The 15,902-nt window shown below is 59.1% G+C and carries 25 protein-coding genes; 6 read left to right on the plus strand and 19 right to left on the minus strand.

Annotation, left to right across the window (positions count from 1 at the left end; genetic code table 11):
• Positions 1 to 177 precede the first annotated feature (177 nt).
• The 17 genes from APH25_RS25585 to APH25_RS24165 all read right to left on the minus strand — a co-directional run bounded on the left by APH25_RS25585 (position 178) and on the right by APH25_RS24165 (position 11,241).
• A complete protein-coding gene (locus tag APH25_RS25585; protein ID WP_144399940.1) occupies positions 178 to 1,194 on the minus strand; it encodes a hypothetical protein in 1,017 nt (338 codons plus the stop codon).
• Positions 1,184 to 1,540, minus strand: coding sequence for a hypothetical protein (locus APH25_RS24090; protein ID WP_047710217.1), 357 nt, complete (start codon positions 1,538 to 1,540; stop codon positions 1,184 to 1,186). The genes APH25_RS25585 and APH25_RS24090 overlap by 11 nt, the downstream gene beginning before the upstream one ends.
• 19 nt (positions 1,541 to 1,559) lie before the next feature.
• Positions 1,560 to 1,871 (minus strand): TrfB-related DNA-binding protein, encoded by a 312-nt coding sequence (locus APH25_RS24095; protein WP_042857733.1) that lies wholly within the window; start codon positions 1,869 to 1,871, stop codon positions 1,560 to 1,562.
• A gap of 23 nt (positions 1,872 to 1,894) precedes the next feature.
• Positions 1,895 to 2,317 carry a hypothetical protein gene (locus APH25_RS24100; protein WP_060483619.1) on the minus strand — a complete coding sequence of 141 codons (423 nt, stop codon included), beginning with the start codon at positions 2,315 to 2,317 and terminating at the stop codon, positions 1,895 to 1,897.
• A 58-nt stretch (positions 2,318 to 2,375) separates the two neighbouring features.
• Positions 2,376 to 3,203 carry a DUF932 domain-containing protein gene (locus APH25_RS24105; protein ID WP_042857731.1) on the minus strand — a complete coding sequence of 276 codons (828 nt, stop codon included), beginning with the start codon at positions 3,201 to 3,203 and terminating at the stop codon, positions 2,376 to 2,378.
• A gap of 188 nt (positions 3,204 to 3,391) precedes the next feature.
• A complete protein-coding gene (locus APH25_RS24110) occupies positions 3,392 to 3,928 on the minus strand; it encodes a single-stranded DNA-binding protein (protein ID WP_042857730.1) in 537 nt (178 codons plus the stop codon).
• A 24-nt stretch (positions 3,929 to 3,952) separates the two neighbouring features.
• Entirely contained in the window at positions 3,953 to 4,351 is a 399-nt protein-coding gene (locus APH25_RS24115) for a hypothetical protein (protein ID WP_050516197.1), read from the minus strand.
• A 660-nt stretch (positions 4,352 to 5,011) separates the two neighbouring features.
• On the minus strand, positions 5,012 to 5,269 hold the full coding sequence (locus APH25_RS24120; protein WP_047710215.1) for a hypothetical protein: 258 nt from the start codon (positions 5,267 to 5,269) through the stop codon (positions 5,012 to 5,014).
• A 9-nt stretch (positions 5,270 to 5,278) separates the two neighbouring features.
• The gene (locus APH25_RS24125; RefSeq protein ID WP_042857729.1) at positions 5,279 to 5,719 is read right to left on the minus strand and encodes a hypothetical protein; all 441 of its coding nucleotides are present in this window, start codon (positions 5,717 to 5,719) and stop codon (positions 5,279 to 5,281) included.
• A gap of 3 nt (positions 5,720 to 5,722) precedes the next feature.
• Positions 5,723 to 5,944 (minus strand): hypothetical protein, encoded by a 222-nt coding sequence (locus APH25_RS24130; RefSeq protein WP_042857728.1) that lies wholly within the window; start codon positions 5,942 to 5,944, stop codon positions 5,723 to 5,725.
• Between the two features lie 92 nt (positions 5,945 to 6,036).
• Entirely contained in the window at positions 6,037 to 7,719 is a 1,683-nt protein-coding gene (locus tag APH25_RS24135) for a DNA cytosine methyltransferase (protein ID WP_042857727.1), read from the minus strand.
• Between the two features lie 51 nt (positions 7,720 to 7,770).
• Positions 7,771 to 8,013 carry a hypothetical protein gene (locus tag APH25_RS24140; protein WP_042857726.1) on the minus strand — a complete coding sequence of 81 codons (243 nt, stop codon included), beginning with the start codon at positions 8,011 to 8,013 and terminating at the stop codon, positions 7,771 to 7,773.
• 144 nt (positions 8,014 to 8,157) lie between these two features.
• Positions 8,158 to 9,249, minus strand: coding sequence for a hypothetical protein (locus APH25_RS24145; RefSeq protein WP_202808232.1), 1,092 nt, complete (start codon positions 9,247 to 9,249; stop codon positions 8,158 to 8,160).
• A gap of 65 nt (positions 9,250 to 9,314) precedes the next feature.
• Positions 9,315 to 9,533, minus strand: a complete 219-nt coding sequence (locus APH25_RS24150; protein WP_042857725.1) for a hypothetical protein — start codon at positions 9,531 to 9,533, stop codon at positions 9,315 to 9,317.
• A gap of 58 nt (positions 9,534 to 9,591) precedes the next feature.
• Positions 9,592 to 9,942, minus strand: a complete 351-nt coding sequence (locus tag APH25_RS24155; protein ID WP_199520587.1) for a theronine dehydrogenase — start codon at positions 9,940 to 9,942, stop codon at positions 9,592 to 9,594.
• Positions 9,942 to 10,310 carry a hypothetical protein gene (locus tag APH25_RS24160; protein WP_042857724.1) on the minus strand — a complete coding sequence of 123 codons (369 nt, stop codon included), beginning with the start codon at positions 10,308 to 10,310 and terminating at the stop codon, positions 9,942 to 9,944. Before APH25_RS24160 ends, APH25_RS24155 begins: the two co-directional genes overlap by 1 nt.
• Before the next feature lie 151 nt (positions 10,311 to 10,461).
• The gene (locus APH25_RS24165; RefSeq protein WP_042857723.1) at positions 10,462 to 11,241 is read right to left on the minus strand and encodes a DUF4942 domain-containing protein; all 780 of its coding nucleotides are present in this window, start codon (positions 11,239 to 11,241) and stop codon (positions 10,462 to 10,464) included.
• Positions 11,242 to 11,443: 202 nt separating this feature from the next.
• Between APH25_RS24165 and APH25_RS24170 the strand changes: the two genes are divergently transcribed.
• The 5 genes from APH25_RS24170 to APH25_RS24190 are packed head-to-tail and all read left to right on the plus strand — an operon-like array spanning position 11,444 to position 12,938.
• Entirely contained in the window at positions 11,444 to 11,746 is a 303-nt protein-coding gene (locus tag APH25_RS24170; RefSeq protein WP_042857722.1) for a type II toxin-antitoxin system RelE/ParE family toxin, read from the plus strand.
• Entirely contained in the window at positions 11,743 to 12,042 is a 300-nt protein-coding gene (locus tag APH25_RS24175; protein WP_042857721.1) for an addiction module antidote protein, read from the plus strand. Before APH25_RS24170 ends, APH25_RS24175 begins: the two co-directional genes overlap by 4 nt.
• Before the next feature lie 22 nt (positions 12,043 to 12,064).
• A complete protein-coding gene (locus APH25_RS24180) occupies positions 12,065 to 12,385 on the plus strand; it encodes a hypothetical protein (RefSeq protein WP_047710214.1) in 321 nt (106 codons plus the stop codon).
• A gap of 12 nt (positions 12,386 to 12,397) precedes the next feature.
• Entirely contained in the window at positions 12,398 to 12,619 is a 222-nt protein-coding gene (locus APH25_RS24185; RefSeq protein WP_042857719.1) for a hypothetical protein, read from the plus strand.
• 1 nt (position 12,620) lies between these two features.
• Positions 12,621 to 12,938 (plus strand): hypothetical protein, encoded by a 318-nt coding sequence (locus APH25_RS24190; RefSeq protein ID WP_042857718.1) that lies wholly within the window; start codon positions 12,621 to 12,623, stop codon positions 12,936 to 12,938.
• 1,096 nt (positions 12,939 to 14,034) lie between these two features.
• On the opposite strand, the gene APH25_RS24195 is transcribed toward APH25_RS24190, so the two are convergent.
• Both APH25_RS24195 and ligD read right to left on the minus strand, forming a co-directional pair.
• Entirely contained in the window at positions 14,035 to 14,310 is a 276-nt protein-coding gene (locus tag APH25_RS24195; protein WP_141562827.1) for a hypothetical protein, read from the minus strand.
• 28 nt (positions 14,311 to 14,338) lie between these two features.
• Complete coding sequence (gene ligD, locus APH25_RS24200; protein ID WP_050516192.1) at positions 14,339 to 15,292, minus strand: non-homologous end-joining DNA ligase; 954 nt, start codon at positions 15,290 to 15,292, stop codon at positions 14,339 to 14,341.
• A 138-nt stretch (positions 15,293 to 15,430) separates the two neighbouring features.
• Here ligD and APH25_RS24205 point away from each other — a divergent pair, with 138 nt between their 5' ends.
• Positions 15,431 to 15,862 carry a LexA family transcriptional regulator gene (locus APH25_RS24205; protein WP_042857716.1) on the plus strand — a complete coding sequence of 144 codons (432 nt, stop codon included), beginning with the start codon at positions 15,431 to 15,433 and terminating at the stop codon, positions 15,860 to 15,862.
• The last annotated feature ends 40 nt before the right edge of the window (positions 15,863 to 15,902 follow it).

The following is a 15,902-nucleotide window of genomic DNA, read 5'->3' on the forward strand; positions in this document are numbered from 1 at the left end:
TTAGAAAGCCTAGTCAAAGAGCTGTCACGAGAACACCGTTAGCTTAGCGTACGATTTTTTCCGAATTCTGCGGTTCCCCCAGGATGGAAGCCCGAAGGGCCAAGACCCGGCGTGCTTTTGGCCGGGGCTTGGTTCACGACAGCCGCCCCCCGAAGGGGGCACGCACAAGAGAGGAAGTCAAACGTCTTTCGGAGCCTGGCCAAGTCGGGCGTCATGCCAACCAGGCCATTTCAGGAGGTTGTTCGGGCCGTTGCTGGCCAGCCACTTTTCAAGGTACGCCAGCTGCGAGGGATTCAACTCGGTGAGTTTGGGTAGGGTTTGAGTCGCTTCAACCTCGGCCTGCAGATCCAGCACAAAATCAGGCCCCAACTCGTCCAGCTTGGTCAGCACACCGTCAACGGCTTCCAGCAACTGGCGAGGATCACCGCCTCGATCAGCGTATTCGCCCAGCAGCTCCGACCATTCGTCCTGCTGCGCGTCCCATTCCTCGGCTTCTTCGATCTGCTGGCTCAACTGGTCCGGGTCGATGGCCTTCATACCATGCGCACGCTCCAGCCAGTTTTCGGCCAGCATGCGTTCATCGCTGCCGTTGCTACCGAAGCGATCAGCCCGAGGTTTGTTTGCATAGTTCTGGATGCCAGCCAGGTCACCGATAAAGCTTTCGAGCAGATCGGCAGCTTTCATCTGATGCCGGCGTGCTTCCCATTCAAATTCGGGGGGGATGCGCACAGATACGACTTCCGTTTCGTCCGGTACGAACTCACCATTGGCCCCGGGCACAAGCCCTGCCGGTGCGAGAAAGCCGGTAGGCCGACTGTCGCAACGCCAACCGCATTGCAGATGAGCACGATGATGAGGCCACTTTCCATGATTAAGCGGCACCATGTGATATTCGTCGTTCGTGGTGTCCAGTTCGTATACGCGGCGCAGGCTCTGATCCTGGTATGCCCGGAAAATCGTGGAGCCGTATTCGGCTGCAGACGGAAATTGTGATGGCAGCACGTATCCCACTTTGCCTATGTCCTTCTCGTACACTGGGCGAGTGGCGCGCAAAACATGCTGTTTCCCCTGGTACTCAACGATCATTTGGGGCGTTACCCCGTCCTCGCTAAGCTGGCCACCGACAAGGGTCACGTTATGAATGGAAACCGAATGAACCCGGTCGCCGGGAAAAAAGAGTGCATCAAACGACATTACGTTTCTCCTTCCGACTTTTGCCGAGGCCCTGCCGATATTGACGGACCGCAAAAAACAGGGCGACTGGGGCTACCCAGGCAATCGCACCGATCAACAGATGGTTGTGGGTTCTCTCCGGGTAAGATTCCGCGAACTCATTACGGCGCGTGAAAATCCACTGACGCTGCGTGACGGCTTTGGCGAAGCAATTCTCGAATTTATCGAACCCGCACTGCTCAACTCCAGGTAGTGCTGGGATCTCTTCGACCGGTAGCGTGGCCGCTGGCCAGGTGAAATGTAGGGCGGCAACCACAAGCGCACTCCATAGCATTAGTGCAGCAGCAGATTTAGTAGCTCTCTCCATGAACCTCTCTCCTATCGACCTACTTTTTCGGGGCAGCAGGCTGCGGGAATGGCTTGGCCATTTCCCGTACCTGCTCGGCCAGCTCGGGGGGCAGCCACACAAGAACGGGTACCAGTTCGCCGGCGCCCTGTTCTTCAAGGATTTTCCGCACGCGCTTAACCGCTGCGTGGGCGGTCTGCTTGGTCATCCCTCTGGCCTCGGCTACGTCGGTGATGCGCTGGCCATCGACCAGAACGGCCTTGGCCACCTCGACAGTCGAGATGGCCAGGCGCTTGGAAGCAAACAGGGGCGCAACCTTCTTCCATTCTTCTTTGGTGTACATCGGCTGCATTCATCAGCTCCTAGTGTCAGTAGTCAATCAGTCGCGGCCCCCTGCTCGCGGATCCGCTGCCAGATCTCGCAATGCGTGATCGTTGGCAGCGCCAGGAACGTCCAGTAAAGCCCGTTTGAACGGGCGTACACGCGCACCAGGTCGCCAACCTCGGGGGCCTGCAGTATGAACGAATCGCCGGCCTCGCCGGCCTTGTAATCAAGCACCTGAGCGCGGCTTAGCGCGAAGTCATACCGGGTTTCGGTGATGCGCGCCGGCTGGGTGCCGTGGGCGGCTTCCTGTGCTTGCAGAAAGCCTACTTCATCCCCCAGCACAGCGCCGGGGTGCCTTAGCTGGATCTCTGGCAGCATGAGCCAGGTTCCGCGAGCGGCCCATACATTGGGGCCGATCTGACGGACGTAATCGATGATTGCGGTTTGACCAGGTACATAGAAAACTTTTTGCATGGCTGCGATCTCCTTGCATGGGGCAGACCGGGCGCGCTGCGCGCCCGGCCTGTGGCAGTTAGGCGGCTTGGCGCAGGTGCTGAGCCAGTACCCACAGGGCGCGATTAAGCTTTACGTCCTGGTCAATGCCGGTCACGGCACGGGTGCTGGTACGGCGCCCTTGCTTGTTGCGGCCTCGCAGCCCTCCCTTGATGGTGTTTTCCTGTACGCGGTTGAAGGTCGACCAGAGGTCATTGGTAGCGTCTTCGCGGCGACGTGGTTCCAGCAGTTGGCGTGCAGTAACCGGAGCAGGGCCGTCTGCCGGGTCATAGCGGTAGGCAAGTGCAGCCTCGGCAAATGCGTGCTGCAGGTCGTTGCCAAGCTGGATACCCTTCATGGTTTCGCGTTGATCCTGAATCAGCTCGAACTGATTCAGGACTTCATAAGCGCCCTCGATCACATCCCCGATAACGTCCTGGCGACCGCTGTGGCGAACTTTCTGATCCATCGCGGCATCACCCAGCACCAGGCCATTGGCACACACGAAACGGAAGCAACCGCCCATCATCTGGTAGCTGCTGGTGCCGTCGTGGCTGTTCAGCAGAATGATTTCGTTGGCCTCTTTGGCAACGATGGTGTTGGCGTGACGCAGGCGGATCATGTGCTTGGTGTGTTCGCGCTTGTCGGTGTTACGCACGCGGGTTTGGCATGCCATGAATGGCATGAAGCCTTCACTGCGCAGCGCTTCCAGTACGTCAACGGTGGGAATGTAGCGGTAGCGATCGGAGCGGCTTTCGTGTGCTTCCTCGGCAAAGATTGAGGGGGCAACACGGGCAATCTCGTCATTGCTCAGCGGGCTGTCGCTGCGGACCATGCAAGGGTTACGGAAGTTGCTGGATAGACGCATTTTTGAATCTCCTTCGCGATTTGCCTGGAGCGGTTGCCGCCGCTGGTTCCAGGCTGTCGAGGCGGGATTGCTTCGACGGGGTTAGTATCGCAAAGGCACAAACAGAAGTCAACTATTAGTCAAATCTAAATTGACCATTTGTCGAACAAAAAACCCGGCTAATGCCGGGCTTCTTCGTTGATGGATGGTTATTGGAGGTGCCAGTTGAAGCGGTACGGATCCATGAACGGTATGTCGTCATCGAAGCTGTCAAAGTCTGCCGCTGGCTGCGGCGCCGGCTGTGCCGGGCGCTGCGGTGGCTGCTGACGCGGGGCTTGCTGGCGGGGGGCCTGGTTGCTGCCGCCCTGGTTGTAGGGGTCGCCGCCCTGCTGCTGGTTTTGCGGGCGACCGCCGAGCAGCTGCATGGTGCCGTTGATGTCGACGATGATTTCGGTGGTGTAACGCTTGATGCCGTCCTTTTCCCACTCGCGGGTTTGCAGTTTGCCTTCGATGTAGCACTGCGAACCTTTACGCAGGTATTCACCAGCGATTTCGGCCACTTTGCCGAACAGCGACACACGGTGCCACTCGGTGCGCTCGACCTTCTGGCCGGTCTGTTTGTCGGTCCACTGCTCGCTGGTGGCCAAGCTGAGGTTGGTCACGGCGTTGCCATTGGGAAGGTAGCGGACCTCGGGATCCTGCCCGCAAGTACCGACCAGGATCACTTTGTTTACGCCACGGGCCATGATGAATCTCCTTTTCCGTTTGAATTAATCGTTCTCGAAACAACCGCAAGGGCAGGTCATTACGTCCAGGCCGTGCCAGCAGAGGCCGTTATCCGCGTCCTCCTGCCGCTGTGCTTCGTTTTCACTGGCGGACATATAGCCATAAGCCTCGCGGGCGTACGCGAACGCTTCTGCCACTCCCTCGGCATGCTCATCGGTGCCGAACTCGTCATCCATGCTCGCACAGAAGGCGTTGTGCACCATGGTGTCATAGGTTGGAAAGCGCCCGCATGCCGCGCCGTAGAGATCGTCAACCTTGCGCTCCATCGCCTCGATGTTCGAATCCACGACAGGCGCCCAGATCTTTTTGGCGAAGTTCAGAAAGTCGGCTGAGGTGAGCCAGTTGTTGAAGCTGAGGGCGGGTGCTTGAGCGGTGATAGTCATGCGTAAACTCCTTCGCGATTTGCCTGGAGCGGTTGCCGCCGCTGGTTCCAGACCGTCGAAGCGGAATTGCTTCGACATGAGTAGTATCGCCCAACGCCTAACTAAAGTCAACTATTGGTCAAATCTATATTGACCGATTGTCGCGTTTCTCGCACGCGAGAAATCTGCTTTTTCTTGATCCGAACGCTTGACCGCTTTACCGAGCTGCTTTAATGCCGAGCGTGGGGCGCGGGAAACAAACGCTTTTCAAAGCAGCAGCCGCGAAGCGGATGCCGCCTTGCTCTTTGGGAATGGAAGCGCCCCACTGCTGGGTGGATCTGCTCGGCAGCCTTCGGTAGGACGCGGTAAGCCCGGACTATCCAGAGCCAGGCCGCGTGCAAGGGGACCGTGGAATACCGCAGGGAGCGCAGCGAGCGAGGATATGCCGCGAAAGCCCCTTGCAGGCAAGGCCTGGTGGCGGATAGGCCATTGGGGCGTCCGCTTCCTACCGATGGTTGCTGAGCTAGCCGCAGTGGTTGCCCTGGAACGACCGGCAAGCGGAGCGCGCAGGCCGTAGGCCGGAGGCGTGAGGATGGAAGCCCGAAGGGCCAAGACCCGGCGTGCTTTTGGCCGGGGCTTGGTTCACGACAGCCGCCCCCGCAGGGGCACGCCCATGATGGCTCAAGGCGAAACCGCTTCCTTGATGGTGTGTGAGGTATTGTGCGAAGCCCCTGGCGGCATGAATACCTCTAGGTGCGTATTGGCTGGTTTTGGCGGCGAATGCTCCTGCAGATACCGAGCCTTCTCCTGGTTCTTTCGCGCTACGCGCCGTTCGGTCATGTGCCAGGACGAAAACATTTCAACCACGAAAATGAGAATGCCCCCAGCTACGCAGAGGATCACGGGTAACCGATTCCGACGTTTAGCCATGCGGTTCATGACGCCTCCTTAATTGTCCAGACGCATGCCGCCAGCTTTGAGGCTAGCCAGTTCGCTGAGCAGCAACTCCCGCTGCGATGGTGTGATTTTGTTCAGGTATTGCAACTTGGCCAACGTACCAAGAACCGCGCCATAACCCATTAACGGATAGGTAGGATCCGTTTGTCGCCGGCGCATCGAGTCCTCAAGCTGATCCATAGCCAGTGCGACAGCTGAGAATTTTTGGCGGATGACTGACAGCGAAGTGGGCCGACTGACCAGGTTGGGAAAGTAGTTGGCCAAGCCGGGACGGTCTGAGTCCATCATGCACTGAATGCCCAGCTCCAGGTCCTCACGTACAGTGGCGGAGGCCGTGGATAAGGCACCTTCGATCTCGGCCACGGAGGCGGTCTCCAGCCACAACAGGGTATCGAGATAATCGGTCAGTTGCTGTTCCGTTCGTTCGTCCATGGCTCAATCCTCAAATTCCATTTCATCGCTGGCATCGACAACCAGGGAGCGGCACTGTTCGGCGCGGCGCATCAAACTGATGCCTTTGCCTGGCCAAAGGGATGCGGCTGCTTCGTAAAGCTCGGCGGCTGAATACCACTTCTTCCGATGCTCTGCCAACCGCGCAGCGGTATGCAGGGCCTGGCTGGAACGTTGGGCTTTGCTCATCGTGAGATCGCGGAACATGGTGTTACTCCTTCGCGTGGGTTCCCGGGACGGTTGCCGCCGTCATTTCCGGGCTGAGTTAGGCGCCCCGGGCTGAGGCGCCTGTAGGTTGGTTATGCTGCCTTGTCGAGTTCGCTGGCCAGCGACAGGCCGACCGCGACGGGGCGAACCCATACCGGCATATGACTGAGCAGGAAGGTTTCACCCTGCTTGGCCAGCAGGAGGGTTTGGGCCATTACACCGGCGATTGCCTCAGCGGCTTTCGGTGGTACCGCATTACCGATCCGCTCGCGCCACGCCTGGTCGCTCAAACCGTCCAGCTCAAGCATTTCTTCCGGGTCAACCAGGCTTTGCAGCGCCGCCATTTCCAGCGTGGTGAATGGGCGGTGCCAGGTGCCGTCGAGGCTTCGAATCACGCAGGTCAATCGATCATTGGCGGCTGGCATGCGCGGATCGGCAACGCTCCAGCGGCCATTGTCCAGGCGCGCACTGGCGGATACTGCCCCGGCCAGGCCTTCCCACGGCACGACGCCATAGTGGCCCCCGGTGAGGTAGGCATCGCCTTTCACGCGGCGCAAGCCTGGGCGCGGATCCTGTACGGCAAACGCGCCCTGCCCTGTCGTGCTGCCGGCAATGACGGTGCGTGCCGAGCCATCCCAGCGGGTGACGCTGTATTTCCCGTGTCCACCAGCTGCTCCACGCGGATCGGCCACGCTGAACGTGCCCTGCCCTGGCGACTTGATGCCGATGATTGCGCCGCTCGAGTCCTCCCAGCGCCGTACGCCATATTGCTGGTACTGCGCGGCGTGTGCCGGGCTGCGCGGATCTGCAACCGAAAATGCGCCATTGGTTGGCCCTGTCTGGCCGGCAACGGTGCCCATTGAATCACCCCAGTTACGCACGCCTAGATACCCCGAGAACGCCTCGGGCACTATCACGAAGTCGCGCAGATAACCGTCCTCGATGGCCAACTGATCCAGGCTGCGCCAGTCCTTGCCTGCCTCGACCAGGGCAAGGCGAACCCACGTTTTCCATTGCAGCGCTGGAACCCGATGCATTGGGCCAGCGCGCTCGATATCCCCAGGCAGCGGCATGCGGCCAAGGACAGCACCGACCGATTGCAGGGATTTCTTTTCCGGCTCGTACAAGAACGGTGGCACTTTCTCTACGTGCCGGGCCACCAGCAGAAAGCGCTTGCGGCTTTGGGCCAGGCCGCCCAGCTCCCCGCAGTCGTGGGTTGTCTCGCTCACGGCATAGCCAAAGAAGTTCAACACCTGAACGATCTGATCGAGCAGGTGGCGACCACGGGTGGCCAGGCGCGGCACGTTCTCGAACACGATCAGGCCGGGCGGGTTGTGCTGCCAGGCCTCGCACATGAGCCACACGCAGCGCAACGTCAGTTCATTGAGGGCCTGGTACTTGGGGGTTAGGCTCAACGCCTCGGACAACAGGCCAGAAGCGCCTTTGCAGGGGCTGCTGATGAACACCACATCAGGATCCTGAAAGCCCGCAGCGCGGCGAATATCAGCCGGGGTTGCCTCCCGCCAGTCTGCTGGCGGTTCCTTGCCATGGAAGGCGGTGTATTGCTCGCGGGTGAACAGGTCCATTTGCGTACCTGGTACACCGGCCAGGCGTTGGAAATCACGCAGCGCGCCGGCGTCCACATCGACACCGCCAATGCAGCGCCATTCCGCCTGCAGGTGGCCGACCACTTCCTTGTTTTGGTTGAAGCCTTTGGCGCCGCCGCCAAGCCCGCAGCAGAAATGAAAGTGCTTGAGCACATACTTTGTAAGCATGTTCGTCATCCGTCACGATGGCCCGGACCCAAGGTCCGGGCGGGGCTGTGGTCAGAGGGCGCGGGCTGTCGCCTCGGCCATGTCGCGGAAAATCTCGGCATGCAGTTCCAGCGGGAACTCTGCGATGACTTCGCGCTGGCCGATGCCGGAGCGCTGAGCGACGACCGTGTACATGGTGACGGTGGAGGGTTCTTGCCCTGGGCGGGCTTGATGGGACGGCTCGACGGTGAAGCCGGAGAAATCGCGCAGCTGCGTGGCTGAGCTGAAATAGAACAGGTGGGTTTCGATAGCCATTGTTTGAATCTCCTTCGCAATGCGCCCGGAGCGGTTGCCGCCGCTGGTTCCAGGCTGTCGAAGCAGGATTGCTTCGACGGTTCCCAGTATCGCAAAGGCCATTCTCAATGTCAACTTGTAGTCAAATCTATTTTTACTAATAATTTACCACAGCTCTAACTGCTCAGAGTTAGTGATATCGACAACGGGAATGCCCGGCGTACGCGAGTCCAGGGCATTATCTGGATCCCGCAAACTGTCGGACAACGCCGCAAAACGCGCTCGATCGGCAGCGGCTCGCCTGACGTTAAAATGCTCGTCTACAACGTCATTGACCCTGGCCCACTGGTTCCAGGCAAAGCTACGCCCTAGCCCTACCGTTGTCGTCGTGCTGGGGAAGCCATCGGCATTTCGCACTAGGTCTTCCCATGAGGCGCCAAACTGTACTGCGTCGAATCGGCTGTGCTTGCCAGTGAGGGCGTTGCGCTCAAGCAACAGCGCCCGCTCCAGCAGCTCGGGGTGATTCGCGGCAAGCCAATAGAGTTCCCAGTGCTTGGAAGCTGGGCAGAAAAAGCAGGCGGATTTGATCGGTACCAGGTCCGCGCCGAGCGCATGAGTGATCGCACGCACACAATCGCGGCGAGTCCAGCGAACCAGCTGCAACGGGTAGACATAATCGAAGTTTGCGTCCGCAGGCTTGAGCGCTTTGGAGCGGCGCAGATCTGCTTTGCCGCAGTCGTAACCGATCAGCTTGACGATGCGTTGCCCCGTCACCTTGGCGCGTTCCCACACAGGATGCGCTGGCCTGGCGTTCGGGCCAGAACGGGCGCCCATGAGAAACTGATCTTGGGGAACCTGCTTCCACTTCACCGAACAAGATTTCATGCCAAAGGCCAGGCTAGGCAATGTCTCGTTGGCCATGCAGTTGCCGTAAAGATCCTGGTATCCGGTGGTGGGCTTCGGTTTCTTCCGGCACACGCTAACGGACGGCCAGCCCCACGCACGCAGCACTGAATCCATCGCCTCAATGTGGGCCAACGTCTCGGGTTTCTCCGCGCCGGTGTCGGCAAAGGTGATGATATCCGGGCGCAGCCCTGCCGCGTGCAGGGCTACGAGCATGGCCGTGGAATCCACGCCCGATCCGAAACACACGGCCAGCAGCCGACCGGCCAGCGCAGCGCGCAGGGCCTCGACCTGGGCGAGGGATAAAACAGGGTGAGCGCCGCCCGAGGGGCAGCCGCGGCTGATTGCGTTCATGCGTACTCCTTCGCAAGTGCCCGGAGCGGTTGCCGCCGCTGGATCCGGGCACTGTTGGGTTACGTTTACTCGGTGTCGTCACCAATGAGATCGCACAAGCTCGGCACCAGGTCGACCTCGGCGGGCTTGTTGTCTGGTCCCGTCACTTTGAACACGCATGCGCTGTCGGGATCGCCATCTGCAATTCGCGGCTGGAAGTAGTGGCGTGCGCACGCCTCTGCGGCTGCTCGATGATCGCCGTCAACGTCGATATCAACGGCCCATACGACACGGTATGTAGTCATTGCGGGATTCTCCTTCGCTGTGCCGGAGCGGTTGCCGCCGCATGTACCGGCTTTTAGATTACTTGCCTTCGAAATAGGCGGGACGCTGGGCCAGTTCGCGGGCTATCAGCTCGTCCGCAAACAGCGGAGCCTGCTTTTCAACCCGCCGCTCCAGGTTCTTGCGCCTGACCTTGCCTTTTGCCTCGGCGCTCCAGCGCTTGACCGCCTGAGAGGCGGGAAAGTCGAGACAGACCCCGTAACCCTCGGGCCGGGCCTCCCACGCCTTGCGCATTTCCTCGGGGAGCTTCTGCCCTGCCGGCGCCTCGATCACCAGCAGCTCGAAGTCACCGGGGCATGGCAAGTGAGGCAGACACCAGCGCAGGGAGTAGCGCCACATGGGCGGCGCTACCTGCTGGGCATTCGCGGCCATCAGACCAGATCCCAGCTCGCCTGATCCCAGCCCGGCAGCTTGGACTGCGCTACGCGGCGAATTTCATGCAGGGTGCGAAATGCCTGGGTCGCGTAATAGTCGGGGTTTTGATTGGACTGATATTCCAGGCACTGGATGAGCTTGAGGGCTTCGAGCGGGGTGGGCTTGGGGACAGTTTCATCCAGGCCGAACAGCTCGCCCTTGAACGTTTCGCGAGGGTAGCGCGTGCGTACGGATCGGATGTTTTCGTCAAGCAGCTGCTGGCCTTTATCGGCAAGGAGCTGGTAGGTGGTTGCATCCGGCTTGCCGTTGCAGGTGAACATGAGGATGGCGGAGATGTGAAAACGATTCAGGATATAGGCGCTCATGGAAACTCCTTCGCAGTGTGCCCGAAGCGGTTGCCGCCGCTGGTTCCGGGCTGTCGAAGCGGAATTGCTTCGACGTGGTAAGTATCGCAAAGGAACCCCAACAAGTCAACTATCAGTCAAATCTAATTTGACTGATAGTGACATTTTTTTACTACGCAGCGCGGGCGTCTGGCAGCACGTTGCCGGCGTAATATTCGGCAATCTGCTCATTCACTTTGTCCAGCAGATCCAGGCGCAGAAACTCCAGGTGGAGGGTGCCCTTCTTGAACGCCTTGGCCCGGTAGTTCTCGTTCTCGAACACTTCCCCAGCCTGAAAAGCTGCATCCATAGCTGAGGTCAATGCGTGCGCCTGGAAGGGCTTGCCATCGAGCGTCTGAAATACCCGGTCAAGGTCATTGAGCTTGTCCTTGGCCCATGAACCGTACCGGATGCAAAGGCCACTTTTGAACGAAGGTTCGACCATCCCTTCCATGATCACTTTCTGGCCGATGCGAAACGGCTCTTTTGCGTTGGTGCGGTAGTCGTCGGAGAGATACCGGAACACATTGAAAACCCCACGCTGGAACATGGATTCGGCGTTTATGCGCAAGTCGATGAACGTCGCGGTGATCGTCGACGCGGTGAATTCAGGCGGGGATGGGCAAAGGCTCTTCTCAAACTCCGCGACGGCCTCGGCGTCCATCAGTTGCTTAAAGCCTGTCATATCGAACGCCCGGCGCCATAGGGAGGTGTCCAGTTCGCGGCGCACCCTGTCCTGGTCTTCCCTGAGTTGCGCAGCGTGAGGCATCAGATGCCGACCATGGGGCGCTAGAACTTCCTGGGCCAGCTCCAGCATGCGGCGTGCATCAGTGATCAGCCGTAGCGCTTCCTCGCGGGCAGTTAGCAGATCGTCAAGCGTAGAAGGTAACGCCAACTCTTTGAAAATAGACATGCTTCGAACTCCTTCGCAGTGTTGCCCGGAGCGGTTGCCGCCGCTGGTTCCAGGCTGTCGAGACGGGATTGCTTCGACGGATTCAGTATCCTAAAAAATCACCCTTGCGTCAACTTATGGTCAATATTATATTTACTATTAATTGACTTTCTCGCGTGCGAGAATCTTGCCTAGCCGTGATTTATAAGCTACAATTGAGCCCATGAAGACAATTAAACAAACCGCCACGTACAGGAACTGGGAACGCAAGCTGCGAGACAAGCAGGCCAAAGCCATCATCGCTGCGCGAGTCTTCCGCGTTGCAAATGGTCTGCTTGGGGACGTTCAACCAGTGGGCCAGGGGATCAGCGAACTGCGCATCCATCACGGCCCCGGCTACCGGGTGTATTTTCAGCAGCGCGGTAACCAACTGGTCCTGTTGCTGTGTGGTGGGGACAAGAGCAGCCAAGCGCGGGATATCGAAACCGCTAAAGCGTTGGCCAGCCAGTGGAGTGACGATGAATGAAAGAACAATTTTACGACTACGACCCCGCTGATGCGTTGACTGATGCGGAGTCCATCGCGGTATTCATGGAGGACGCATTCGAAACGGGCGATGCGGCCTATATCGCAAAATGCCTGGGTGTCGTAGCCCGCGCCAAAGGGATGACCGCCCTTGCCAATGAATCTGGCCTTTCCCGCGAACACCTCTACCGGTCGTTCTCGGACAAGGGCAACCCGACTTTGAAAACCCTGCTGGCCGTAATGCGTGCCGTTGGCCTGGATCTTACGACCCGCAAGCACGTTGAGCCGGTACACTAATCGTTGTGAACAAGGAGGTTACATGATCGCTTTAACGTCGAAAAAGAAGGGGGTCATACGCGCATGCGCATGGGCTGCCTGGCTCGGCCTAGCTGCTTGGATCGCCACCAAGTCGCCCTACGCTGGGCCTGCTGGTTTCGATTGGGCCTGGTTCGCGTTGATGGGCCTTTTCCCCAAATTCCTCCAGGGTGATATCCCGCCGATATGGCCGGAGAGCGGGGCCGAAGTCACCCCCGATCAACAACGTCGGTGGATTTACGGGCTGCTGACCTTGGCGGTTTTCGCGTGGGTGATGGCGCGTGATTCGAAAGTGATAGATCTCATCGCCACACTTATCGGATAAAAGGGGGTACTTATGAACACGGACCTGATCGTCAAACGCATTTTGCTCACCCCCGTTGCAGCCGGGTTTGGGTGGATCGTTGCAACCATGATTGTGATCGGCCTGAAACTGGCCCTCCCTACCCTTCTTCCGATTGCCTGGACTGAGCGCATTGGCCCATTAGGCGCCGTTGTCGGCATCGTCATTTTTTACTGGATGACCTGGAATGAAGGTCGCCCGGACAAGCGAGGCTGACATGGAAAAGACTATTTCCCCGAACCAAACCAAGGCGCTTTTCGCCTGGGGCTGGCTCCTGTGGATTGGCTGCGCATTTTGGCTGGCCCGATTCCCGTGGACAGATAACGCTGAACTGAGCCTAAAGGGTCTTGCATTCCTGATCCTCCTGCCCAAGGCCATTCAAGGGTTCTTCTATACCATCACCCCGAAGCAGAACAGATTCAGCGATGGCTACACGGACAAACACAAGCGGTTGCCCTTGTATACGGCGCTTGCTGCGGGTATCGGCCTTTGGTTCGCTGTAACCGGCGTGTACGACCTGGCCAACTCCCTCTGATCGATTTGCATGGCATTGAGCGCTTGACCGCAGGCGCTCTTGCCGATCTGCTTTAATGCCGAGCGTGGGGCGCGGGAAACAAACGCTTTTCAAAGCAGCAGCCGCGAAGCGGATGCCGCCTTGCTCTTTGGGAATGGAAGCACACCACCGCTGGGTGGATCTGCTCGGCAGCCTTCGGTAGGACGCGGTAAGCCCGGACTATCCAGAGCCAGGCCGCGTGCAAGGGGACCGTGGAATACCGCAGGGAGCGTAGCGAGCGAGGATATGCCGCGAAAGCCCCTTGCAGGCAAGGCCTGGTGGCGGATAGGCCATTGGGGCGTCCGCTTCCTACCGATGGTTGCTGAGCTAGCCGCAGTGGTTGCCCTGGAACGACCGGCAAGCGGAGCGCGCAGGCCGTAGGCCGGAGGCGTGAGGATGGAAGCCCGAAGGGCCAAGACCCGGCGTGCTTTTGGCCGGGGCTTGGTTCACGACAGCCGCCCCCCGAATGGGGGCACGCCCATAGCGCGCTGCCTCGTTTCCCCTAGCGTTTACTGGGGAATTACTCAAAAAAGAGTTGCCATACGTGTCAACTTTTGCAACCATGAACCCAGTCAGATGATCTTTGCGAGACCTGGCAAAGCGGCTCCTAACCGCGATGCCGAAAAAACCGCCCTCCTACGGCGGTTTTTTTTTGCCCATAGAAATGCTCGCCAACCCGTTTTGTGATGGCACAGCGACAGCGGAGCCGGTAAGATCGCCAGCAGTCAGTTGTGACGTGCGAGCCGGGTGGGGTGCTTCCCGTCTAAAGATTCACTGCCAGGGACGCGGGCGTAGGAACCCGCGCGGATTTGATCCCCGGTTAACACCAGCCCCGCCCGCGTCTCGCAAAGATCATCTGACAATGCTCTTGTCAGTGCCATGTGTTCCGGAAAAGCATTGATAGGGACAGAGGCCCCAATCGAGGTCTTTGGAGATGAAAAATTTCCTAAAGAATCTCTCTATTCAGGTGCTCGCAAAGCTCCTGGTAGAGGCGATTCGCGATAGTTGGAACGGCTAATACCTGACTGACGGAGAAAGCCCGCTGAGGCCTCGGCCAACGCGGGTTTTCTTTTGCCCGCTATTCGCCTCGCTCGTTGTCCAGCTGGTGCCATAAATCGTCCTCGATGAACTCCGCGTAACGGTCGGCCACCTCGGCGCAGCCGTTGCGGCCTAGATCGCTGGGGTGACCATCTGCGTCGTACGCCACACCAGAAAGCACCCTGAATTCCAGCTCGCGATATCCCTGTGCGTCCCAGTCGCTGGACCATAAGCCTGGGTTAGGATCGGCCTCGATCACATCCGTGATTTCACACTGGATAACACAGGCCTCGGCGTCGATATGAACCTCATACACAATCGCCTCCCGGCGCATCTTCGCCTGGTTACACAGGGTCGGTGTCGCTCTCCAGACTGATGGCCGATGCCGGCTTATCGTCCCTCAGAGCGATGTACACGGCGTGGCGAACTTTGCCGGCTGGGGTCAACTCGGCAAACTTCACCTCGCACACAAGCTGAGGCTCTACCCATACCACGACGCCGCCCTGCAGCTTGGGCGGCGTACGTAAAGCCGACGTTCTCCGTACCAATGGGCCGAGCCGATTTTTGAGCCTGTCCAGCTCGCGTCCGGTGAATCCCGACCTGACACGACCAGCGTACTGCAGCTGGCCAGCGTCATCATGCAGACCGATCAGCAGCGAGCCGATGCCGGCAGAGCTCCGGGTGTAGCCCAAGATCACGAACTCTTGCCGCTGCACGCATTTGAGCTTGATCCATGAGCCATCCCGCTCTCCGGCGTAGGTACTGCCCAACCGCTTGCCTACTATGCCCTCGATACCGAGCGCGCAAGCGCTGGCCAGCAAATGCGCCGGATCCGCTTCGAGGGTTTCTGAGAACCGCACCTGGTCAAGGTCGACCTGTTCCAGCAATACCCGTAGCAGGTTGCGGCGCTGCTCGACAGGCCGGGGTCTGAGGTCCACGCCGTCGATGAACAAGAGGTCGAAGGCGAAGTAGATCAAGCGGTCGGTGTCGCCGATGGCAAAGGCTTCCTGCAGGGACTGGAACGCTGGTCGGTCGTCGTCGTCTTGCACGACCACTTCACCATCTAACCAAGCGCCACGGATGGGAAGTGACTGCAGGTCCTGGGCAAGACGCGGCATCCGCTTCGTCCAGTCGTAACCGTTTTTAGTGAACAGAGCCACGCCGGCATCGATGCGGGCAAACATGCGGTAGCCATCGAACTTGATTTCGTAAGCCCAGTCGCCGGCTGGTGGCCGTGTCACCAAGGCCACCAGCTGCGGCTGGATGCGAGCAGGGACCGCACTTTTCTTGGTAGCCATGACACCTGCGCCTCAATGGCACTCGATATGGTGTGGATTCTCCTGCAGACGGAAAGATCCGCCTTTTGTCCAGGCGGCTCTAGCCGCGCCGTACGGCCTGCATTACTGTATATGCAAACAGTATCAATTCGGTGCCCCATGAACGTTGTATCTATTCAGCCCCTTCGAGACTCAAGCCAGCTCATTTCGGTACTCGCCGGAACAGCTGCAGGCGGCTTTCCCAGCCCTGCAGCTGATTACTATGAGCCGCCGATTTCCTTGGATGAGTTGCTGAATATTCGGGCGCCGCATGTTTGGATTGTGCGTGTCCAGGGCGAAAGCATGCGTGACGCGGGAATCTACGACGGCGGGGTGCTGATCGTAGACCGATCGATCACTGCTAGAACCGGCCAGATCGTTCTGGCCTACGTGGATAACCAACCGCTTGTGAAACGGCTGGCCAAGGCCCCCGATGATCGTTGGCTGTTGGAATCGGCCCACCCGGACTATAAAACCATCACCCCCGATCAGTACGGCTCGATTGATGTGTTCGGGGTTGTTACCTGGGACCTGACCAAGCATGTCTGCTGACAGCTCCCGACCTATCTTCGCCCTGGTAGACGTCAACTCG

The organism is Pseudomonas sp. NBRC 111119, assembly GCF_001320125.1.
Classification (GTDB): Bacteria; Pseudomonadota; Gammaproteobacteria; order Pseudomonadales; family Pseudomonadaceae; genus Aquipseudomonas; species Aquipseudomonas parafulva.